Below are 22,612 nucleotides of genomic sequence, written 5' to 3'. Positions count from 1 at the left end.
TGATCACCTTATGCTAACCGCAGCAGGATTATGGAACTTCTACCTGACTGCGGCATAGGAAGAACTTGAAAGGTCGCATTGGCTAGCTCTGTTCTTATTTCCCGACAACTCTAATGCCTGCGGTGCCTGCCTGACATAATTCCAACGCCGTCTCTACCAAGATTTGCATCAAGCTTTCTGAATCTCGCGCCATCTGCTGAACCAGCGATCGCATTGCCTGATTCTCTGCCTGCAAGTTGGGCAGACGGGGTGAGCGTTGGAATAGCTCTTCCGTAATCAAGATATCGTTGAGGGTAATGGTTTCAGGCTGAGGTCGCTGCATCGCATTATTGCTCCAGCACAGGGTTATTAGCGCTCCGCTGAGCAGAGTTAGTGAATGGCAATCGAATGGTAAACGTTGCGCCTCGTCCTTCTCCCTCACTGGCTACCTCGATCGTACCGTGGTGTAATTCAACCAGGTGACGGGCGATCGCCAATCCAATCCCCACACCTCCTGGGGTATGACGGCTGGGGACTTCTGCCTGGGTGAAGCGATCGAAAACATAGGGAAGAAAATCAGGACGGATGCCGATTCCAGTATCGCTGACAGTGATTTGAACACCAGATTTGAGGCGTTCTAACCGGATATTGACCTGTCCGCCTTTGGGCGTAAATTTGATGGCATTTTCTAGCAGGTTGCTGATAACTTGTTTGAGGCGATCGCCATCGGCAAAAACATTGCTCGGCACTTCATCCGATATCGTTTCAATCAGTTGAATGTGCTTTGCCTGGACTACTTCACGGAACGTCATCGTCACATTCTGTACCAGAGAAGCCAGATCAACGAGTTGAGATTTCAAGCGTAGCTTACCTGCAAGGATGCTTGAAACATCCAGCAAATCCTTAATCAGGTTTGCCTCAACGGTAGCATGACGCTCGATCGTCGCTAACGCCTGTGCGGTTGTGTCCGGGTTGAAGGATTTTGTTTGCAAGAAGCGTACCCAGCCGAGAATCACCGTTAGGGGAGCTTGCAGTTCATGAGTCACGGTCAAAAGAAACTCATTTTTGAAGCGGTTTGTGGACACCTCCTGGCGGAGTTGGGACATTTGGAGCTGTGTTTCCACGCGTGCTATCAGTTCACGGGCAGAGAAGGGTTTGATCAAATAATCATCGGCTCCGGCTTCCAGTCCTTCGACGGTTGCCTCTTCGCCTGCTCGTGCTGATAAGAGAATAATTGGAATACTTTGGGTGATGGGGTCAGATCGTAAGGTCTTGAGCAGTTGAAATCCATCGATCTCTGGCATCATCACATCGGTCAGCACCAGATCAGGAAGCTGTTGCTGGATCATATTAAGGGCGATCGCACCAGTGGCAGCAGTTTCTACTTGCCATCGTTCACTCAACAGTCGCTTCACATAGTTGCGCACATCCGCATTGTCATCCACCAGCAGAATTCGACGCTTCGTTTGGCGCTTCGTTTGGCGCTTTGTTTGACTATCAGAGGATGAAGGAATGGGTGAATCGGTAATGGGTGAATCGGTAATGGGTGAATCGGTGGGTGAGAAGGCAATTTTTTCGTCTTCCCGGTTCTGGGGTGCTTCGATACTTTCATGCTCCTGGCTCAGCCACTGCAAGGATTCTTCCACATAGGGAGCCGCTCCGATCGCAGTAGAGGATAGAGGACGAGTTGCTCCAAGTCGATCGGCGGGAAGATGGGCGCATCCGGTGGGAAGGGTTACCCGAAAAGAACTGCCTTCTCCTTCAATACTGCTAACTTGAACCGTTCCCCCATGCAGTTTTACCAATTCCTGCACCAGCGATAAACCAATTCCAGATCCTTCAAATGTGCGTCCCTGTGCCCCTTTTACCTGATGGAATCGTTCAAACAGACGCGGGATTTCTGTAGCTGGGATGCCAATGCCGGTGTCCTGTACCGCTAACTCAACCTGGTCTCCAATCCAGTGCAGGCGAACGGTAATCTCACCTGTAAATGTGAATTTGCAGGCGTTCGAGAGCAAGTTGAGCACAATCTTCTCCCACATTTCTCGATCGACATAAACAGGCTCAGGCAAAGCGGGGCACTCCACCACCAGACGCAAATTTGCCCGTTCGATCGCAGAACGAAAAACACTGGCTAACTCAATCGTGAAGGTTGATAAATCCGTGGGTTCATAAACGGCTTGAATGCGATCGCTCTCCAGGCGCGAGAAGTTGAGCAGGGTGTTGACCAATTTCAGCAGGCGTATCCCGTTACGCTGGATAACTTCAACCCGCTGCCGTTGATCGGGCGATAGGGCATTGTCGCGATCGGCTAATGCATCTTCCGCCGGAGCGAGGATGAGGGTCAGCGGGGTGCGAAACTCGTGGCTAACATTGTTGAAGAAGGCAGTTTTAACCCGGTCTAGTTCTGCGAGTGCTTCTGTCTGCTGCCGTTCCTGCTCATGGCTGCGAGCCGTGGCGATCGAACTTTCAACCTGCTGGGCAACCAGTTCCAGGAATGAGCGGTATTCGGCATTAAACTCAAGCCGGGGGCTGATCCCTGCAATCATCAGACAGTCCACCTGTTGTTTGTTACCGATCAGAATCGGAGAAATAAACGCCGAATTAGGACTTTCGTTCCACACTCCTCCCGGTAGCGCCCCAAAGCGATCGACCATATCCGTTACAAGCTGTGCCTCATGGCTTTGCAGCACCTCAGTTAGCGACCATCCTCGACCTTCTGAAGGCACGGTCAGGGCGATAGTGGGGGGTGCGGCAACGCTCTCTTCGGGGAGCCCGGTTGAGGCAATGAGTTCTGCTGAGTTGCTTTGCGGGTCAAGCCGATAAAACAGGGCAAAGGGAATATCGTAGGGGTTGAGCGTATCGGCGGCAGCACGACAGGCAGACTGTAGCGTTTTTGCCCTCGCTCCGGCAGTGGCTAGCTCTCGCAGCATCGTCAAACGCCGTTGATTAATTACCCGCCGTGTAGTTTCAGTTGCAGTACAAAATACCGCAACGACTGTGCCCGCCTCATCCCGAACTGGACTGTAGCAGAAGGTGAAATAAGTCTCTTCCCGGTAGCCGAAGCGGATGAGGTAAAAAGGTTGATCTTCTGCAAAGACGGCTTCACCCGTGTCCATCACGCGATCAAACAGCGGCTTGATCACATCCCAGATTTCCAGCCACGTCTGATAAGCAGGCTGTCCTAACGCTGTCGAGTGTTTTGTTGCAAGGATAGAGGTGAAGGCATCATTATAAAACTGGATGTAATCACGCCCCCAAAACAAACACATTGGAAAGCGAGAAGCGAGAAGGGTGCTGAGAGAAGTCCGAAGACAGGGCAACCAGCTCTCGATCGAACCGAGTGGCGTGTTCAACCAATCGTGCGATCGCATCAAGGCTCCCATTTCACCTCCACCCGCAAAAAGGATTTCAGACAAGGAACTGAGGGATTCGGGGGCGATCGTCATACCCAGCTCTCCTTAATGGCGATGCAGTTTTCACGATTCGTTCAGAGATTCATTCAGAAATTCGTTCAGAAATTCATTCAGAAATTTATTCAGAAATCAAGCTTCAGGTTTGAAGTCTGTCCAGCCAGTTGCACCACCATCTCTACCCATTCATTGGGTTGTGCCAGCTTGTGTAAATGCGCCTCGTACCCGGCTTTCAGGGACTTTTCCCTGTCCTCATCCTGATACGCGGTAATGGCAGCAGCTAGAAGATGCCCTCCCTGCTCAGCTTCCAGGTTGCGGATCTGCTGAATCAGTTTATAACCATCTTCGCCCGGCATCCGAATATCACTCAACAGCACATCTGGGCGAAATGGCTCCAACACCGCTAACGCCTCTGCTGCACTGGCGACGGCTCTCACCTCAATCCCATGCGATTCAAAAACAGCAGTAATAAATTCGCGAATATCGGCTTCGTCATCGACAACCAGCACTCGCAAACCATCCAAAGACTGAAGCCGGGAAAACATTCCTCCTGCTCCTTCCAGGCGGATCGCTTCTGGAAACTGCTGCTGAATAGCTGGGAAATTGTCCTGTTGCGGTTCCTTCAGAGTTGTGCCATGCGCTAATCGATGCATCGGCTGTACTGCAATTCGCAATTCCTTAATTGCACCAGCGTCACTCCAAACAGCATCAATCTGTAATTTAACTGTAACGGGTTCACTATTTCTTGGGCATAAATTGATTTGCAAGACCTGAATATTTCTCTCTGGAATTGCTTGAATTTTCTTCCGATGAGAAAGCTCATTCAAAGGCTCATTCAACTGAGTGCGAAAGGTTGAATAATTATTCTCTGATAAGTACAGCGTGAAAGGCTTCCCGAGGAGATGGTATTGGGGCACATTCAAGAGTTGAGCGATCGCTTCGTTTGCCTCCAGAATGACACCATCCGAATCAGTGGTTAAGTAGGCAATGGGCAAAGCCTGAAACAAATCGTGATAGTGGTAATAGCGTTGAGCAAGCTGCTGAATCTGCTGGAGCAGCCCTTCCTGCACGATTTCCGCTGCTTCCAGATTGCTCTGCATCTCCTCACAATTCACTTGCAGATCTTCCAGCACTGCGTCAAGTTCCTGCCAGGAAACCGCATCACCCTGTTGCAATGCCGCAATCCATCGCCGGATCACTTGAAAATGCAGTCCAATCTGTTCATTGTCCATAAACGGCACAAACGGGCAGCTGACGCTCCTCAAGGAAAAATTTTCTGATTCGCATGCAGCTTCAGAATAGTAAGCTTCATCATAGTAAATTGTAGGGAAATCAGGTAATTCTGGTGTTGACAATACTTAATTGTGTAGCATGAGGCCCCTTACTCTCCTACCCCAACCATTCTCCCGATCGCCTGCAAAAACTCCTGCTCCAAATACGGCTTGGTAAAGTAAGCAGTCGCCCCAAGCTGCATTGCCAGCCAGCGATGTTTGTCGTTGCTGCGAGATGTGAGCATAACGGTAGGGATCTGTGCCAGGGCAGTATCCTGCCGACGGTGAGTGAGAAATTCAAAGCCATTCATGTTGGGCATCTCGATATCGCAGACCACTAGCGCGATCCCCTGCGACTGCTGAAGCTGCTCCAGGGCTTCCTGTCCGTCTCGCGCTTGTAGTACCTGGTAGCCCGCTCTTTCGAGGGAGAGTGCCAGTATTCGGCGGGAGGTGAGAGCGTCATCGACAACGAGGATGGTGGTGGTGCGGATTTGGCGGATGGGGTGAAGGGTAGATGGGGTAAGGGTGGAATCGGGTGCGGGATGGAGGGAAGGGTGGGGAGTAGGAGGGGCAAGGAGTGTTTCTAAGAAGATTTGTCCGTCGATGACGGGGACGAGCATTCCGTCGCCTAAGACAGTACAGCCGTAGGTGTAATCTGGGGGGGCGATCGCAGAACCGAAGGGTTTGACGACGAATTCTTGCTCGGTGATCAGACGATCGATTTGCAGGGCAACCGGCTGCTGATTGTGCTTAAGAATCAGGACGGGAGCTTCCCAGTTAGAGGGAGCAGGAACCGCAGCAAGAACTCGACTCGGCGGCAGTTCGGGAACCAGGCAGCGATAGGTGAGCAGATCTGCCATGCGATAAATTGGCACTTGCTGATCCTGCCACTGAAGCGATCGTCCGTTTTCGGTTTGGGTGAGCTGATGGGGTTGAGGAATTAGAATTTCACGAATGCCGTCGCTGCGGATGGCAACAGGGCGAGAATTGACCAGACACAGCAGCAGATTGGTAATCGTCAGGGTCAGCGGCAGCGTCAGAATAAACGTGGTTCCTTGAAACAGCGTCGATCGCACGGTGACCGAGCCTTTGAGCAACTGCAACTGTTCCTGCACCACATCCAGCCCGATGCCGCGTCCTGAAAGTTCGCTGACCTGCGCTGCGGTCGAAAATCCGGGTGCAAAAATTAGTTCACAAAGCTGAGCCTCAGTTGCCGCTGCTCCTTCGACAGGAGTCATCCAGTCCAGCTCGATTGCCCGCTGCCGAATGCGATCGAAATCGATTCCCTGTCCGTCGTCTCGCACTTCGATCACCACTTGGCGACCTCTGGAGCTTGCCTGAATCTCAATGCGTCCAGTGGGCGGTTTACCTCGATCGCGCCGCACTTTTGTCGACTCAATGCCGTGGTCAAAGCTATTTCGCAGCAGATGCAGCAGCGGATCGTAAAGCTTTTCCAGCACGGCTTTATCAATCAGCAAATCAGTGCCGCTGAGAACTAGATCGATCGGCTTATTGTAGGTGTTCGACAGGTCACGCAGCATTCGCGGAAAGCGGTTCAGCACATCGCCTAATGGCAGCATCCGTGCCCACATTAAATCATCCTGCATCTGAGACAGCATTTTGCGGTGCTGTTCTAGCGTTTGCTCAGACTGATGGTTAAACAAAACAATGTCTTCGACTGCCTCTTCAATCTGCGCCATTTCCTCTAGCAGGCTTTGGGTGGAGGCATACAGCGAGGTGTAGCGATCCATTTCCAGTGAGTCGAAGTCTCTCAGGGCTGTGATATTGGATGTAAAGCCATTTTTTCCGAAGAACGATCGCGCTTCCCCTGCAACAACAGATTGACGATAGGTTGTAGCTTCACCGATCGGCGAATCAGGCGCGATCAACATTTTGTCCGACAGCGTACGGATTTGATCGATCGTGGACTGCATCCGTTCAAATCGATTTCGCAGCTCTCGCAGTGCCATGCGCGTTTGATTGTTTTGCAGTGCCAGGCCGTTTCGATTAATCGTCATTTCGCCCAACAGCTTATTTAATCGCTCTAGGCGATCGGCATCCACCCGCACCGTCAAACTACTGGTTACCGGATAAGCCGCCGATTGTGAACCAGCAGCTAGTTTTACCATCACTGCCGCCGAAGAATTTACCTCTGCATTGTTTGCTACGCTGTTCGCTACGATCGGCTCTGCTAAAGATTCTGCTGGACGAGCGGTTGATTGTAGAGCGTCTCCTAAAGCATCCGTTTCAGAATCAGTCGCATTGTCTATGAATGAAATGTCTGTGAATGAAATGTCTGTGAATGAAACGCTATCTGCTCCTCTGGCTTCCCAATTCTGAGGAGAACAATTTTCCTCATGAGTTAACTCAAAGTTTTCCAATTGTAGAGAATTTAGGGAGCCAGGCGAGATTTGCTCAGTTAAATTAAAGTCTAAATTAAAGTCTGATTGAATATCCGCTAATTCTTCTAGACTGTTACTTTGAATATTATCTAATTCGATCGCGATCGATTCTTCTAAGAAACCTGATTGCTCATCTGTTGAATCTGAAAATTCTGCAAAAAACTGATCGATCGATCGATCGCTGGATGCAGGCACGGAGTCTGTAAAAATTGAATCTAGTTCTGATTGATCCTTGAATGTTAACGTGTGAGTTTCGGTTTGCAATTCGTCTTTTAAGTGATCAGCCTCGGGTTCTCCCTGTAAAAGTTCCTGTTGAATAATTGCTTCAATCTCAACATCGCTTAGATGCTCTGCTAATTCAGCGTTCAACTCAAAATTCAATTTAGGATTTGATTCGGTATTTAATTTAATATCTAATTCTGGATATGCCAGGGACTCTAAATCTAATAAATTAGATTCCTTCGGTTGAATTACGATCGTTTTACTGGATTCAACAAACGCCAGTAACGCTGTGGATGGATTGCCCCCCAGTGAATCGCCTGCCAATACGGCTTGCTGTCCAGCCCGAAAATCATTCAGCGCAAGTCGCGTCAGCACAACTACCTGATCGGGAGCGCGATTGATCGCCTCGATCACCATTTGAGCAATTGCTGCAAAACCAGACAAACTCAGCAGCTCTGCAAATCCCAAAAACACTTCTGCCTGTGCCCGCAGTTCTCCCGCCACTTCATAGTCCTGCGGATGCTCTAAGACTTGTTCCAGATGTACCAAGCCCTGCGTCACATCAATTTCAAAAATCGAAGCTGCCATGTCGATGCCCAAATCGGCAGACCCCGGAATAAAATTCTCCGTTTCAGCAATCGCCTCCTGAAACCGCTCTTCAAGCTGACTCAAAATTGGCTCTGCTACTGCAAGAGACTGCTCCGCATCAAAATGGCCCTGCGTAATCTGCTCGGTCAAAGGAATGCGAAGACAGTCATACGCCTGCAAAAGCTGACTTTCTACATAAGTGTCAATCTCTAACCGATCGCTGTACAACGCCTTAAAAATCGTCTCCACTCGATGGGCGATCGCTGTAATCGCTTCTAGCCCGACGCTGGCAGCCCCTCCTTTGAGCGAATGCGCCGATCGCATAATGGCATGAATGGTTGCCGGACTGCGCTCCTGCCTTAACGTTAACAAACCCGATTCGATCGCTTGCAGCAAATCGGGGGCTTCTTCCACAAAGAAACGATATGCCTGATCGCGGATTTCAGGGTTGATTGCCATAGAGGAGGAGATGGGGAGATAAGGAAGGGAGAGATAGGGGAGGGGGAGAGGATATGAGAGATAGGGAGATAAGGGAGGTGGGAAGGTCAGGTGTTGATGGTTGTCGGTCTAATAGCTAAGAGGGTCACTAGCTCGGTTACTTACCCACTCACCCATTCACCTTTCCATCTCAACGAATCTTGAATCGTCCGACTTCTGCCTGAAGTGCCTGAGCAACCGATCGCAATTGTTCAAACGACTCGGAGACCTGGCCGGCAGCAGTAGAGTTTTGGTCTGCAATTTGTGCCACGGTGGTGATGGTGGCCGTTACAGTTTCCGAGGCTTGCGACTGGGTGACGGTGGCTTCGGCGATCGATTCGACCAGGGTGCTAATCTGGCGGCTGGCAGAGGTAATTTTATTGAGGCTCTGGCGAGTGTCGTCTACCAGGCGAGTTCCGGTGACCACCTGCTCGGTTCCGGCTTCCATTGCTCGCACCACTTCGTTTGTTTCGGCTTGAATGCTGGCAACGAGTTTTTCGATTTCGGTGGTCGCTTCCGCAGACTGGCGGGCAAGACTTCGTACCTCTTCTGCAACTACTGCAAATCCTTTGCCGTCTTCTCCGGCTCTAGAAGCTTCGATCGAGGCATTCAACGCCAGCATATTTGTTTGTGCAGCAAAGCCGCTAATCAGGTTCACCACGTTAGAAATTTTTTGTGATGATTCGCCTAATCGTTTTACCTTCTTTGCCGTTTCCGCTACCGTTTCCCGAATTGCTAAAATTCCATCTACGGTACGGTTCATCGCTTCATCACCTTCCTGTACCGTTTGAGCCGCTTCCTGCACCGCTGCTTCTGCTTTTTCAGCACTGATTGCCACCAGCCGTACCGAGCTTGCCATTTCTTCGACGCGCTCCAGGGCTGCCAAAATTTCTTTTGCCTGCTCTGATGCGGAAGTGGTCAGTGTTCGGACGGCAGATTCGTTAGTGCTGGTGGTTTCTGCGACTTGCTCGGCGGCATCCTGCACCTGACGCACAATTTTTCGCAGGCTGGCGATCGTTGCATTGTAAGAATCTGCGACCGTCCCAATTTCGTCTTCGGTCACTTTTGCTCGTACGGTCAGATCGCCCTGGCTCACCGGGTCAACGTCGATGAGAAGCTGGAGGGCACTGCGCTGAAGTGCCTCTTTGAGCTGACGCTGTTCTTCTGCGAGATCCTGGGTTTGTTCAAGAAGCTGCACCCGTTCGATCACCATTCCGAGCTGGAGTCCGATCTGCTTCATAAAATCAACTTCAGAGGACTGCCAGGTATGGATCGAGTGACAGTAGTGGGCAATCAGCAGCCCGAATAGCTTGCCCTGGTTCACAATCGGAACACCCAGAATTGACCTCACCTTCAGGTTTTGCAGCAGTGCCAAATGCTCTGGATGAAAATCTGCCTCCACAACATCGTTTTCTTGCAAAATGCGGTCTGCCAGATATTTTTCGCGGCTTGATGCCGGAATGCAGGGATCGCTGAGCTGCTCAAGAAACGCGCTAGGTAGACCTGCTTCGACCGATTCTGCCACGATCGCCCCACTCCAATCTGAATTAAACTGATAAATCACCATGCGATCGGAGCCTAGAAAATCACGGGCATCGGTGACGGTTTTTTGCAAGAGCGACGACATATCCTTGGCAGATGAAAGTTCTGTGCCTGTAATTTCAGCAGCCAGAGTTGCGCGGCGGGCGTTGAGCGTTTGCTCCTGCAAAAATTCCTTGACTCGAAACACCAGATTGTTAAACGTGAGTGCCAGGGTGCGGGCTTCCGCCGAGCCGACCGGATCAACCCTAATGTTTAGATCTCCAGCAGACACCTGCTGTGCTTTAGCCGACAGGTCGTTGAGGGGAGCAGCCAAACGGCGCGATAGGGCGATTGCCAAGGCTGTTCCCACTGCTGCCAGAGCCAGAGCAATGATCGCGAAGAGGTTAAGCAACTCCCGACCTGCACCTTGAATTTCCGCGACATCCATTGAGGCGATCGACACCCAGCCGAGCCGGGGCACGGTGGACACAGCATATTGCTTGTCCTGATAGCGAAACGAAGCAACCAGCGAGCGGGATTGTGCCGATTCGTCATTCGATTCGTCATTTTCATTACGGCTGCTGATCACCAGTCCTTGCACCGGAAAGTCATTCTGAAGCTGCTGCTGAAGCTCATTGAGCGATAGATTCTCCTCTAAACGCCGAGCTTCGATCAGACGCGCTGCCAAGGCTGAAATTACCTGTTCTCCTACAAGGGGGAGCTGTTCCTGGAATATCTTAATCTGTTCTCCCTCGGAGCTATAGCCTGCAATCACAGAGTTTGCGCTCGTATCAAGGAGCTGAACCTGCTGGGAACCACGAAAGCCAGCAATGTCAAGCTGAGTAGCAAGTTCTGCAAACGTATCATTCGAGGCAAAAACTTTTACTACCCCCAGAAAGCTGTTGTTGCTGGGATCAACAATTCGCTGACTGATATTCACCCCGTACCGACGCACAGAAGCATCAAAGGCTAGTGCACTAATCCACTGCTGTTGAAATCTGCCCTGCTTCCACCATTCATCCTCGGACTGTACGAGGTTATCCGGCAGAACATTAAAGCCGACGTTGAAGCCATTCTTATCAGTAACAATAATCTCTGCCAATTCTCCGGCTTTTGCCATCTCTACCAAAAAATCGTTGAGTTCTTGGCTTGGGGCAATCAGCTTCGTGCGGCTAAGCCGAGCTTCTAGTTCATTCGTAGACAGTTCTAATAAATTTTCTGATTCTGCCGTATTACTCGTGCTGCGAACTCGACTCAGCACAAAAGCATTTTTTGCAACAACCGACGCAATGCCCAGCCCATCTTCGATACCGGAACTAATCACCTCACCTGACAGGAGTGCCTTTGCTTTCAGATCTTCGGTTAACTCAAACTCTGTTCTATTTTGCGTAATCAAATAGTCGGCAAAGGTGGCAAGTGCTACAGGCGCTAACGCCAGTGGCAACACGGTGAGCAAAAGCTGACTGCGAAGCCCTGCTCTGCTAAATCTAGAAAGCATTGCTCGAATTCCAGCAGAAGGGGATGGTTTAACCTGCGGCAAATCGTTTTGTACGACAGTCGGCTTAGAAGAGCTAGAGTTAAAGGGAATTTGCGTCATGAGAAAAGCCTCAGCGTCTCGAAGGTAAATCGATCGAACAGACTCAATTAGTTGAAGATGAAGATAAACGATCAGGAGAAAGGTTCAGATAAGCTCTGAAGAATTGCGGCACTATTGAGCAGCCAGTAACGAGGGGAAGTTTCGCTTTGCCAATATCCCCAAAAAAAATGATGCAAATTGGCAGACAAAGAATCAAGCTGCAAATTGGAAAGAAAATTTGATAAAGGATCTGACGAAGGATCAAATTCAGACAGCAAATGGAGACGATCGGCTGTGCATTCCACCATGTCCTCAATCTGATTAACAACCAGCCCGACCATCGCCTTCTCGTTTGACTCGTTCATTCCGCGCAGCACAACGACGGTATGTTTAGCACCATAGTTCGGCTGCTCATACCAGGGCGAGAATCCCAACAGATGGTTTAAATCCACCATCCACAGTACTTCGCCGCGCCAGTTATACACGCCCATTACCCACGGCGGTAGATGAAAAATGGGCACAATTTGACCGATCGCCACCGTCAGAATTTCCACCAGATGCGGGGCCGGGAGCAGTGCAGGCAGCGAGTGATCCAGCAACAACTGAAGATATAGCCCTTCGGCAAGCATTGGGGCAGCCATCGACGACTGAACAGAATCAAGCGGAGAAGAGAGGGGTTGAGAAGCCATGTTTAACAGGTGATATCTGGCAGGTAATGTCTGTTGGGTAATGTCCCGCGGGTAATATCTGGCGGGGGATAGCGATCGGGAATTGCGATCAGGCATCCATTAACTGATTCACTGTTCGCATCAGCTCATCTTGATCGATCGGTTTTGCCAGATAGGCATCAGCCCCCTGCTTCATGCCCCAAAACTTATCCATATCGCTGCCTTTGGTAGAGCAGATAATCACGGGGATTTTGCTGGTTTCCGTTTCCGCTTTTAGCTCACGGCAAATCTCGAAGCCACTGCGGTCAGGCAACACCACATCCAGAATAATCACGTCAAACTGATGCTGTTTCACCCGATCGAAAGCTTCTTCTGCCGTTTGTGCTGTTTGTACCTGAATGCCTTCCTTTCTTAAGCAGCCTGCCAACACTTCCTTATCCGTCAAGCTATCTTCAACGATTAACACAGTACTCATTTTGCTGTTCTCCTTTGATACAAACCCTTTAGGATACAAACCCTTTATCACTGCTCAAATGTCCTCTAAACTCGCTGTCTAATTAATCGCTGAATGATGCTTAAAATCACCGCAGGTTCCATTGGCTTACTTAAAAAATCCGTTGCGCCCAGCAGTCTTGCTCTTACTTGATCCACAATGCCGTCATTTCCAGTCAGGATAATAATTGGCGTTTCCTTAAACCGCGATACTTTACGAAGCTGACTGCAAATTTCATAGCCGTTTGTATCGGGCATGATTAGATCTAGAAAAATAATGTCTGGTTTCTTTGTCAGCAATGTGGCGATCGCTCTGGCGGGTTCGGTAATTGCAATAAACCGATAGCCTGCTGCTCGAATCACCTGCTCCATCGACTGGCAAATCATCAAACTGTCATCGATACAGGCAACCATTGGCGGAGTCACTTCCGCAGCATAAACAAAACGGTTTGACCCAGATGAAATTGGCGTCTCAGGTGCTTGTAATAGCTCAATCCAGCCTGACTGCACATAGGGCAACAGCACCTCCATAAAGGGTTGAACGGGTCGCTGGGTTTTGAGTGCCAGGTCGCGCAGCGTGTGCTGACCATCCAGCAGCGTCATCAGCGTCTTAAACACTTGTGGAGACGTTTCTGCCTGCAAATAATCGGGCTGACGGACGATCGGCGCAAGATTGGGCGAATAGGGGCTGAGCTTTGCTTCAAACCACTGCTGCCACTGCACTTCAACTGCGGTAAAAATTGTTTCTTCTGCCAGTTTTGCTGGCTTGATCGCGATCGATGGGCTTGATTGCTCCACAATGTTCCCCAGGGGCGATCGCGGCGGACATCGCCGGAGCTGGTGGGAAACGTTTGCCGCTTGAGTAATATCAAACAGCAGCTCAATTAAAATCTGCTCAATGATCTGAACGTGGTTCTGGGGTGTAATTTGTCGCTGAAGCAGCAGGCGATCGAGCTGTTGATATTCCCAGCAGTCTGCTAAAGTTCCTCCGTTCTCTGAAGCATGCTCTGAAGGATTGAGTTCTAAAGAATTTGCCTGATGCAATCGATCGATCGACTTATTCAATAAATGCGGACAACAGGATAAAAGATGCCGCTGCCAGCGTCGAAGTGAATGACTGCCGCCTGTCCCGTAGCACAAATTTCCCCGCTCTAGAAAAACGATCCATTCTCGCCCATCGGCAGACAAAGCCGTTCTTTCGGGTGAAGATCCTTCACGCCAAACAACTTGCCCGCTGAATTCTAGCCGTTTCAGAGTTTTGATAGTCCGAACAATTTTAGTTGCAGCGTATCGTCGTTGATAGTCAGGAAATGGAAGAGCATTTGGACGCATCCTTTCTTCTGCTGGCAGCATCGTGAATCAAAGAGAGATAAACAAGAACACCAGAACCAATCACTAAATAACAGGAAGACGACACAGCCAAACCTTTTCTACAACAGGGTAAATCGAAAGAGGAATGTAATATAGACTTTTACAGCAACACAAATCTAGACCCGGAAACAAATCGCGCTGAAGCGATCGCAACAGCAATTCTGCCTGAATTAGATTAACAAACACGACGCCCAAATCAGGCAAACTTCTCACCTTGAAGAATCGCCTTCTACTTAGTGTCTTCTACTTAATGTCTTCTACTTAATGGATGAACTGGGTAAAGGCAGACGGCAAATGCCGAAAGGGTAAATGCTGGATAAAAGTAGAAAACGATCGTTGAAACGCCCTGATTTTTGAGCCGGTTCCGATAAGGTAGCGGTTACGGCCTTCTACTTTACGGCTTTCTACTTATAAAGTGATTACACGAAAGTGATTACACGAAAAAGCGATTACACGAAAGTGATTACGCTTTTGAATCGGTCACACTCGTCCTCATTTTCTCGCTTGAACTGGCGATGGGCAAGATGCAATGACCCGATTTCTATGAGAACTTGATTCTGATCGGTAAATTTTGAGTAAATTTTAAAAGAGTAAACTCTTAAAAGAGAATAGAGTTCTCTGTTCGGGGCAGCAAAAGTCACGTTTTCTTATTCACTTTGTTAGCGATCGGCAGCGAAAACTTGAAAGTGCTGCCGTGGCCAAACTGGCTTTCTGCTTCGATCGTGCCATCCTGAAGCTCGACCAGTCGCCGACAAATTGCCAGTCCGATTCCCGTACCGCCTGAATTGCGATTGCGCGATCGATCTGCCCGCCAAAATCGCTCGAACACATGGGGCAAATCTTCTTCTGCGATGCCCTGTCCTGTGTCGATCACTGCCACCCAGACTTTATCTACTTCTGAACGCAACTGAACGACGATCGATCCCTCCGGCGTGTAGCGGATTGCATTCCCGATCAAATTCACCACAATCTGCTCAACCCGAAACGGATCGGCGTTCACCATCGGAGCCTCAGCAGGAACATCGAGCAGCAGTTTTGGGCTGTCTTCGGCAATGAGCTGATCGGCAAATCGCTGCACAATTCCTGTCAATAAAGGACGCAAATCGAGCGGACGCGCATCGATCGGCAAATAGCCTGCCTCCATCTTGGAAAGCTCTTGCAAATCATTCACCAATCGCTGCATCCGAGTCGTTTCCTTGGCAAGGCGATCGTAGATTTCAGTCGAAGGTTCGATCGTCCCGTCTGATAAGCCCTCCAGATAGCCCCGCAGAATCGTGAGCGGTGTTCTTAGCTCGTGGCTTAGGTCGCTAACCAGTTCGCGCCGCCGCTGTTCAACGCCTTCTAGAGTGGCTGCCATTCGGTTAAAGCTGGTGGCAAGCTGATCAAGTTCCGGGATTTCGCTGCTAGGAACGCGCTCTTCTAGCTGTCCGGCAGCAAATTTTTTGGTGATCTCCTCCATCTGAATCAGCGGCTTCACGATTCGCCTGGTTACCAGATAGCTCAGTCCGCCTGCCGTTGTCGCTCCGACCACCACAGACCAGAGAGCACCCCGGCTCCAGGCATCTTCAAACCGACGAATAAGCTGAGTTCGCACTTCTCCCACACGCCAGCCGCCAACTTCGATCTGTCGCAGATACAGCGCGAAAAAACGCGGCGATGAAATTTTGCCCACTGCCAGCAGAGTCAGCAGCCCGACAATCATCACAATAATGTGCGAAAAAAATAGCCGCGATCCTAGACTCGGTTTTGCCGTCTTAAGTTTTTTCATGGGCGGCGATAGCGACCGATTAATTCTGCTTGTGCTAGCGTATGCCCTTTCATTGCTTTGCTGACCTCGATCGGGCTTGCTCCCGGCGGGAGATCCAGAAACTTATCTAAAGCATACAGTCTAAACACATAGTGGTGGCTTCCACTGACAGTTTCACCCGGCAAACAGGGACCGCCATAGCCAAATTTGCCAAAATCGCTTTTGCCGTGGGTCCCTCCCTGGCTCAGCAGCGGATTCGCCGGAACCCCTTCGGGCAATTGGCGCAAATCGGGCGGCAAATCATACAGCAACCAGTGCGTTTTTCCCGCCGCGTCGGGGTCAGTGACCACCACTGCCAAACTCTTTGTCTCTGCCGGAGGTTCGTCCCAGCTCAGGGCAGGTGAAAGGTTTTGCCCATCACAGGTATTTTTCGCCGGGATCATGCCATCCGCAGCAAAGGCAGCACTGCTCAGGGTCATCGTTTTACCGGACTGCCCTGATACAGCACTGCCTTGATTTTCTTTCACCTGATTTTGAGCAGAATTTCCAGACTGGCTCGATCGTGGCGCACAGCCTAGTAACCCCAGTCCAACCAGCCCGATCGCCTTAGCACTGGCTGCCAGAACCGATCGCCGCCCAATAGCTCCATCAGGGAATTTGCTCCCCATCATTACTGCTGCCTATCTAATTCAGTGTTCTGGTTCGATCTTAGGCGAATTTTGGGGGGAGTTGAACGCGATCGTAACCAGGCGAATTTCGAGGCGTTTAAGCTGCGGTCGCACTCTGGCTATCCGCTCTTGATGCGCTCAATCCCAATCTACAGGTCGTAGATCAGACACTCGATGCGGCTGGGAAATTCTTCGCAGTAGCGATCGAAAGCGGTGCCGCGCTTTGCCTTTTGCTGACGGTGAGATTTTTCAGCCATCAGTTCTTCGACAATATCCCAGGCAACCACTGCCTCAGTTGAAGTAATGCCCTGAGCCGTCGTCACCGTGCGGGCATAGTCGAGCGCGTCCTGAATTCTTTGATCCAGCGAGATCATTGCTTCCCCAGAAGCATCGAACCGATCCGCCGACTGATCAAAACGAGAAATCGATTGAACCATGATTGCAAAAGTCCTTGAAGTGAAATGGTGAACTTAGTCAAACTGCCAGCCAAGCCAGCAAAAAAGCATGATTGGAGAGAACTTGAAGCTCTTAACTCTCCTGCATACTTCCAGTATATTCATAACCAATTGAAATTTCGGGTTCGGAAAACCATAACTCTGTTTAATCTTTCATTCAGAAAACCGCCCCTCATCCCCCCATCCCCTATCTCTCCAGATCCCCCCCAATCCCGACCAGGACTAGCACAATATCCGAATGACCGATAGGATTTTTGGATGTAGAACGATCGTCTCGTTATTAAAGGTTGGAGAAATCCATGACCATTCCTTCCACACTTCAACTGGCATTCCAGCAAGCAAACGCCCTGAAAGTAATCAGTGGCTTGACCAATTTTGATGCCGATCGCGTTGCTGCTGTCGTAAAAGCTGCCGATCGCGGCGGGGCAACCTTTGTGGATATTGCTGCCGATGCCGACCTCGTGCGGATGGCAAAGCAGCTCACCCACCTGCCGATTTGCGTTTCCGCGATTGAGCCTGAAAAATTTGTAGCGGCGATCGAAGCAGGCGCAGACCTGATCGAAATTGGCAACTTCGACCCCTTCTACGCCCAGGGCATCCGGTTTGAAGCGGCGGAAGTCCTCGAACTGACCCAGCGGACTCGCTCTCTGTTGCCCCATATCACTCTGTCAGTCACGGTTCCCCACATCCTGGAACTCGACCAGCAGGTGCAGCTTGCCGAAGCACTGGTTCAAGCAGGCGCAGACATCATCCAGACTGAAGGCGGCACTAGCAGCCAGCCTACTCACGCCGGAACCCTGGGACTGATCGAAAAAGCAGCTCCCACCCTGGCAGCCGCCTCTGAAATCTCTCGCGTTGTCAGCGTCCCCGTTCTTTGTGCTTCCGGTTTATCCAGCGTCACCGCACCTCTGGCGATCGCCGCAGGCGCATCAGGAATCGGAGTCGGCTCTGCTATCAACCGCCTGAACGATGAAGTTGCCATGATCGCCGTGGTCCGCAGTCTAGTGGAAGCGATGGGAACGGTGAGCCGGGGACGGGTCTCTGTGTGAGGAAGTGAGGGACTGAGGGACTAAGAGGCTGAGGGGCTGAGGGGAAGCGATGGGAGGAGGGACGGGGTGAGTAAATCAAAATAGAGCAATAGGGAAAGCGATGGGCAGCGAAGGGAACGGCTAAAGGTCGAACTCAAAATTCAAAGCCCTCCTTTGGTTACCCCTGTTACCCCCCTATCTCCCCGTCTCCCCATCTCCTCCCTTCATTCACCCCTATGTCCGCTCGCCTCCTCACCTACAGCCCCGCCTACACCCTCGTCCCCACCTACGAATGCTTCAATCGCTGCACCTACTGCAACTTTCGGGCCGATCCGGGACAAGATGAATGGTTGACGCTCGATCGCGCAGCGCAAATCTTACGATCGCTTCAGCCGCAGGGCGTAATCGAGATTTTGATTCTGGCTGGGGAGGTGCATCCGCAGCATCCGCAGCGACGGGCATGGTTTCAGCGAATCTATGACTTGTGTGAGCTTGCCCTGCATCTAGAATTTTTGCCCCACACGAATGCGGGCATTCTCAGCTTTGAGGAGATGGCGCAGCTTAGAACAGTCAACGTTTCAATGGGGCTGATGCTGGAGCAAATGACTCCTGCTCTGCTGCAAACTGTCCATCACCGCGCTCCCAGTAAAATTCCGTCTGTCCGCCTACAGCAGCTCGAATGGGCAGGCGAACTAAAGATTCCCTTTACCACAGGCTTACTACTCGGCATCGGCGAAACCGAAGCAGACTGGGTCGAAACCCTGGAGACGATCGCCCAAATCCACGATCGCTATCGCCACATTCAAGAAGTGATCTTGCAACCTCACAGTCCCGGGCAGCAACAGTCCTGGCAGGGTAATGCCTTTGCGATCGAAACGCTACCGCAGGTCATTCAGCTTGCCCGCACCCTCCTGCCTCCAGAAATCACGCTGCAAATTCCGCCCAATCTAATTCCAACCTCGGCTCAGCTCATTGCCTGTCTGCAAGCAGGAGCACGCGACCTTGGCGGCATTGGTCCCAAAGATGAAGTCAATCCCAACTACCCTCATCCCCACGACGCAGCCCTGGCTGAAATGGTTCAGCAACACGGTTGGCAGCTCACTCCTCGCCTTCCCATTTATCCGCAGTACGACGATTGGCTTCCTCTCGCGTTAAGCACTCAGGTTCGCTCCTGGCGCAACCGGCTCAGTCAATTACTGCTTGATGGGCACCCGCTCCACCGCAGTCTCAAACCGCCCGTCCGCCCATAGTCGCAGGATGCGAAATCCTGGCATCTGATCGTCGATCGCAAAAGTCTCACTGTGCGGCTTGAACTGTACACAGGTCGAAGGCGTACCTAAATAAGTGACTCCTTGCCGCTGCCGCTCAAACACCTGATGAATGTGCCCAAACAGCACCAGCTTCACCTGCGGATGACGATCGATCACGGCTAGCAGATCGGCTGCGTTGCCCAGCCCAATCTCCCCCATCCAGGCAGACCCCACATCCAACACCGGATGATGCAGCGCCACAAACGCCGGAAGATCAGGATAACGCCGCAACGCCTCGTCCAATTCCTGTAAGCTTTCCTGAGACAACTCGCCCCCCACCTCTCCCGCTACCCGGGAATCGAGCAATACCCCATTCCAGCCAGCCTGCTGCAATGATTTTTCACGCCGAAAAGGAGCCTCGCTCAGCATTCGCATCATCAATTCTGGTCGATCGTGATTGCCCGGAATCCAATAAGTGGGAAGACCAAGCGGCGCAATCAACTCCCGCAAATGCTCATAGGATGCCAGCGTCTCATCCTGCGATACATCCCCGGTTAACAGCAAAACATCCGGCTGCCTGTGCTGCACTCGCTGAATGACTGCCTGAAGCGATCGAACAGTATTCACGCCTTTCAAAGCCTGATCCGAATTGGCAAAAAGATGGGTGTCGGTGATTTGGGCGATCGTTACGGCTTCCTGTGCCATTATTCCTCTACCGTCAAGCGCGACCATTCCATTTTGAAACAATTTTTAGCATATTTTCCTGAAGAGTAAAGTTGTTTTGCCTGGCAGGCTTCTAATAAAAGCAGCGAGATCTGATATACTGGCTTCTGAATCGATATGGCGGCATAGCCAAGTGGTAAGGCAGAGGTCTGCAAAACCTCCATCCCCCAGTTCGAATCTGGGTGCCGCCTTCAAGAATAGAAGAAGCAAATGTAGAGCGAAGGAATAAGTGTCCGTAGCGAAGGATTGAATGCCACAGCGAAGGATTTTATGTCACGATAGCGAAGAATTGCGTGTCAATTCGTAGGGTATGCGAAGAAATACATGTCAATTCGTGAGAGATAGCGAAGGAATACGTGTCAATTCTGAAGACCTATTTATTCCTACCTTTTCCAAAATTTTAGCTTACTCCTGAGATAGGTCTTGCCTTATAGCAAGCAAAAAGGTTTGCCCGTCTTTCTAATACTTGTAGGGGAAGGGAAAGAGGCAGGGGTCTGCAAATATTTAAGCGGTGTGAAGCGATCGCTGCAAGGAACATAAAATCATTTACACTCCCAAATTCCTTGCAAACTCTTCTATTAAGCAGAACTTAACTGCTGCGGAACAAGCGGAATTGTTAAAGAATGCAGAAGAATCTCAACTCAACTATGTCTCAAGAGATGACTGCGCTCCGGTCAGCCAATCCTCCGCAGTGGGCGGTTCTACCTCACATCTGTCTCCTCCCAATCACTCAACCACCGCATCGCTCTTTGATGATGTAGATCCGCTAACTGGGCGATCGCCCATCCACCTAACCTAAGTTAGTCAATTTTCGACATCTGTCGCAGAACGGGTTCCACATTTTGCCACAGTTGATTCAAGTTAGCCTGTTCTCGCTCAACTAATGCTTGCTCAAACAACTCTCGGATCGCTATTTCTGCCTGAGCAAACATAGGGAAATTCCTTACTTTGCCTTTAAAGAACAGGGTGCGATCGGGCACTCACAAGGTTCTAAACGAATCGGTGGCTCAAACTCCGTGATGCCGTATCGCTCCTTCAACGTTACCAAAACCTTTATGTAGGTAGGACTTTACCTGCCCATTGGTCATACCCATGCAGGGGATCGGCTCGGTTTCTGCCAGTTTGTCTGGACCTCTCCACACCGTTACGGCTACTGCATGAAGGTGAGCGTCCTTCCTTGCTTCTCGATAGAGGTAAAGCAGTCCGATCGCTGGAAACTCAACTGGGACAGCAAGTTTCTCCATCTCCGAGGCCGTTGATTCCTGGTGCTGAGAGGGCGCTCGCTTTCCTCGTCGTTTGGCATTACTTTCAATTCGATGACGGTAGTGAAGTACGAAGATGTTGTTCTATAGATTCTTTGTAGAGAAGAGTTGTTGTTGTATAGATAATCAGCCAGGTTTGCACCCAAAGCGCCTGCACCACAAATGGTCACAGAAAAATCCTTCAGCTTTGCCATGACGGTATCCGTTCGGTAAAGCTATTCGTGAAAAAAGATGCTCATTGTTTCACCACTCCCGGTGTTCCATCACACCCACTAGCGATTGCAGATCAAAGTCGCGATCGCGTCCACTGAGGCAAATGCCAGAACTCACAACGGTCAGATCCTCTTTGGCGATCGCACTGGTATGACGCACGCCATCTAATGTTGTCCAATCCACCGTCCAGTAATCCCCTCGATCCTGAAACTGGTGCAGTTCACCCCCACCCAGCTTGAGAGCTTGCTGCAACCGCTTTTCATCTCGTTGAGGTTGAGCAAATCCTTCTATTTGCTGAGTTGCTAATTCGTAAAGGGTTCGCATTTCTGGAGTCATCCCCTTGAACTGCAATTCCTCCATAGGAGCCAACTGCTTGAGATTGGATTGGAGGGTTTCGGCGATTGTAGGATCAGCACGGCGATCGACTTCTTCAAACCAGCAGGAATTGCCATTCCAACGAGCAAGAATTTGCTCAAAGGCAACGCTTTCTGTCACTAAATGCACAGCAACAGGTTTGACCGTCTTAAACCGCTGCCGCATATCGGCTTCACTGACAGGATATGCCAGCCAGGATTGATGTTGTAAGCGATATGCTAGCCGCAGTCGAATGGTCGGAAACTGCTGCAAGTAAGCAGCGACCTGAGGTAAATCTGCCCCTTCCATCAGCGTTGCAGTTTGTTCACCTGTGGGTTGAAAAATACCCCATCCTTCTGACGAGGTTTGGGAGTGAAGGTATAGACCATTCCTGCTGCCCGTGTCCGAACTCGTCCACCTTTGACACAGGGTGCAAGGAATTGAGTTGATTGCAATTGTGCCTCAGCACTGGCAATCTGGTTGAGTAGCTTGCGGATGTCAGTCATCGTTAATTAAGCGGTTGAAGGCTGTTGTAGTTGTTGCCTGCCTAAAATGAACGGCAGCAATTTAGCAATATTTCTGGCATCATCAATGCCTCGGTGATGAGTTCCTTCTAGCGCAACCCCTGCCAGTTGCAAAGCTTCTGCCATGCCATATCGCTTGGGTAAACCCTGAGTGCTACTGAATAGCTGTTTGAGGTTGACGTGCGGATAGGCAATGGGAAAAGGAACGTTATGATACTTACTGTCTTGTTTGAACTGGTTGCGATCGTAATCACCCCAGGAACCAAATACCCCATTGGGATAGTTTGATAGCCAATAGACTTGTCGGGAAATAAGCAAGAATAGAAGGCAGAAATGGGATAAGCAAATGCTGGATATTGAACGGGTGCTGACACAAGACCGCTTGCTGCGCGCTTTAACTGGCTTGAA

The 22,612-nt window shown here is 50.5% G+C and carries 17 protein-coding genes, 1 tRNA gene and 3 pseudogenes; 4 read left to right on the top strand and 17 right to left on the bottom strand.

All coding sequences use genetic code 11. From position 1 onward, the window contains the following. Positions 1 to 94: 94 nt before the first annotated feature. From NDI45_RS27540 to NDI45_RS27490, 11 genes are all read right to left on the bottom strand, one after another. Positions 95 to 322 (bottom strand): hypothetical protein, encoded by a 228-nt coding sequence (locus tag NDI45_RS27540; protein ID WP_348249662.1) that lies wholly within the window; start codon positions 320 to 322, stop codon positions 95 to 97. A 4-nt stretch (positions 323 to 326) separates the two neighbouring features. Then, on the bottom strand, positions 327 to 3,428 hold the full coding sequence (locus NDI45_RS27535) for an ATP-binding protein (RefSeq protein WP_348249661.1): 3,102 nt from the start codon (positions 3,426 to 3,428) through the stop codon (positions 327 to 329). A gap of 89 nt (positions 3,429 to 3,517) precedes the next feature. Then, positions 3,518 to 4,624: a response regulator gene (locus NDI45_RS27530; RefSeq protein ID WP_348249660.1), complete on the bottom strand. Its 1,107-nt coding sequence runs from the start codon at positions 4,622 to 4,624 to the stop codon at positions 3,518 to 3,520. Between the two features lie 149 nt (positions 4,625 to 4,773). Continuing rightward, entirely contained in the window at positions 4,774 to 8,334 is a 3,561-nt protein-coding gene (locus tag NDI45_RS27525; RefSeq protein ID WP_348249659.1) for a response regulator, read from the bottom strand. Between the two features lie 169 nt (positions 8,335 to 8,503). After that, positions 8,504 to 11,470, bottom strand: coding sequence for a methyl-accepting chemotaxis protein (locus NDI45_RS27520; protein WP_348249658.1), 2,967 nt, complete (start codon positions 11,468 to 11,470; stop codon positions 8,504 to 8,506). A 71-nt stretch (positions 11,471 to 11,541) separates the two neighbouring features. Beyond that, positions 11,542 to 12,138, bottom strand: a complete 597-nt coding sequence (locus tag NDI45_RS27515) for a chemotaxis protein CheW (protein WP_190793235.1) — start codon at positions 12,136 to 12,138, stop codon at positions 11,542 to 11,544. An 88-nt stretch (positions 12,139 to 12,226) separates the two neighbouring features. After that, entirely contained in the window at positions 12,227 to 12,592 is a 366-nt protein-coding gene (locus tag NDI45_RS27510) for a response regulator (protein ID WP_190793234.1), read from the bottom strand. A gap of 65 nt (positions 12,593 to 12,657) precedes the next feature. Continuing rightward, on the bottom strand, positions 12,658 to 13,941 hold the full coding sequence (locus NDI45_RS27505) for a response regulator (RefSeq protein WP_348249657.1): 1,284 nt from the start codon (positions 13,939 to 13,941) through the stop codon (positions 12,658 to 12,660). Positions 13,942 to 14,617: 676 nt separating this feature from the next. Next, on the bottom strand, positions 14,618 to 15,748 hold the full coding sequence (locus NDI45_RS27500; protein ID WP_348249656.1) for a HAMP domain-containing sensor histidine kinase: 1,131 nt from the start codon (positions 15,746 to 15,748) through the stop codon (positions 14,618 to 14,620). Next, a complete protein-coding gene (locus NDI45_RS27495) occupies positions 15,745 to 16,395 on the bottom strand; it encodes a YbhB/YbcL family Raf kinase inhibitor-like protein (protein WP_348249655.1) in 651 nt (216 codons plus the stop codon). Before NDI45_RS27495 ends, NDI45_RS27500 begins: the two co-directional genes overlap by 4 nt. A gap of 149 nt (positions 16,396 to 16,544) precedes the next feature. Next, positions 16,545 to 16,832 (bottom strand): Calvin cycle protein CP12, encoded by a 288-nt coding sequence (locus NDI45_RS27490; protein ID WP_242067284.1) that lies wholly within the window; start codon positions 16,830 to 16,832, stop codon positions 16,545 to 16,547. A gap of 317 nt (positions 16,833 to 17,149) precedes the next feature. On the opposite strand from NDI45_RS27490, the gene NDI45_RS27485 reads away from it, so the two are divergent. Further along, a complete protein-coding gene (locus NDI45_RS27485) occupies positions 17,150 to 17,899 on the top strand; it encodes a DUF561 domain-containing protein (RefSeq protein WP_348249654.1) in 750 nt (249 codons plus the stop codon). 215 nt (positions 17,900 to 18,114) lie between these two features. Further along, a complete protein-coding gene (cofG, locus tag NDI45_RS27480; protein WP_348249653.1) occupies positions 18,115 to 19,128 on the top strand; it encodes a 7,8-didemethyl-8-hydroxy-5-deazariboflavin synthase subunit CofG in 1,014 nt (337 codons plus the stop codon). On the opposite strand, the gene cpdA is transcribed toward cofG, so the two are convergent. After that, a complete protein-coding gene (gene cpdA / locus NDI45_RS27475) occupies positions 19,072 to 19,860 on the bottom strand; it encodes a 3',5'-cyclic-AMP phosphodiesterase (RefSeq protein ID WP_348249652.1) in 789 nt (262 codons plus the stop codon). The genes cofG and cpdA overlap by 57 nt on opposite strands. Before the next feature lie 110 nt (positions 19,861 to 19,970). Here cpdA and NDI45_RS27470 point away from each other — a divergent pair. Both NDI45_RS27470 and NDI45_RS27465 read left to right on the top strand, forming a co-directional pair. After that, positions 19,971 to 20,042, top strand: a tRNA-Cys gene (locus NDI45_RS27470). A 422-nt stretch (positions 20,043 to 20,464) separates the two neighbouring features. Beyond that, complete coding sequence (locus NDI45_RS27465; RefSeq protein ID WP_190792137.1) at positions 20,465 to 20,650, top strand: hypothetical protein; 186 nt, start codon at positions 20,465 to 20,467, stop codon at positions 20,648 to 20,650. A gap of 1 nt (position 20,651) precedes the next feature. Here the strand turns inward: NDI45_RS27465 and NDI45_RS27460 are convergent, their stop codons facing one another. The 5 genes and pseudogenes from NDI45_RS27460 to NDI45_RS27440 all read right to left on the bottom strand — a co-directional run. Continuing rightward, positions 20,652 to 20,783 (bottom strand): hypothetical protein, encoded by a 132-nt coding sequence (locus NDI45_RS27460; RefSeq protein ID WP_277879150.1) that lies wholly within the window; start codon positions 20,781 to 20,783, stop codon positions 20,652 to 20,654. A gap of 75 nt (positions 20,784 to 20,858) precedes the next feature. Next, positions 20,859 to 21,095 (bottom strand): hypothetical protein, encoded by a 237-nt coding sequence (locus NDI45_RS27455; protein WP_199296567.1) that lies wholly within the window; start codon positions 21,093 to 21,095, stop codon positions 20,859 to 20,861. A 146-nt stretch (positions 21,096 to 21,241) separates the two neighbouring features. Then, positions 21,242 to 21,307: pseudogene (locus tag NDI45_RS27450) on the bottom strand (ThiF family adenylyltransferase); the annotation flags it as partial. 49 nt (positions 21,308 to 21,356) lie between these two features. Then, positions 21,357 to 22,186, bottom strand: a pseudogene (locus tag NDI45_RS27445) (hypothetical protein). A gap of 6 nt (positions 22,187 to 22,192) precedes the next feature. Beyond that, positions 22,193 to 22,498: pseudogene (locus NDI45_RS27440) on the bottom strand (3'-5' exonuclease); the annotation flags it as partial. Positions 22,499 to 22,612: the final 114 nt, after the last annotated feature.

This window comes from Leptolyngbya sp. GB1-A1, from assembly GCF_039962475.1.
Lineage (GTDB): Bacteria > Cyanobacteriota > Cyanobacteriia > Elainellales > Elainellaceae > Leptolyngbya_A.
The sequence above is the reverse complement of the archived record's forward strand: the minus strand, read 5'-3'. Positions and strand labels throughout refer to the sequence as shown.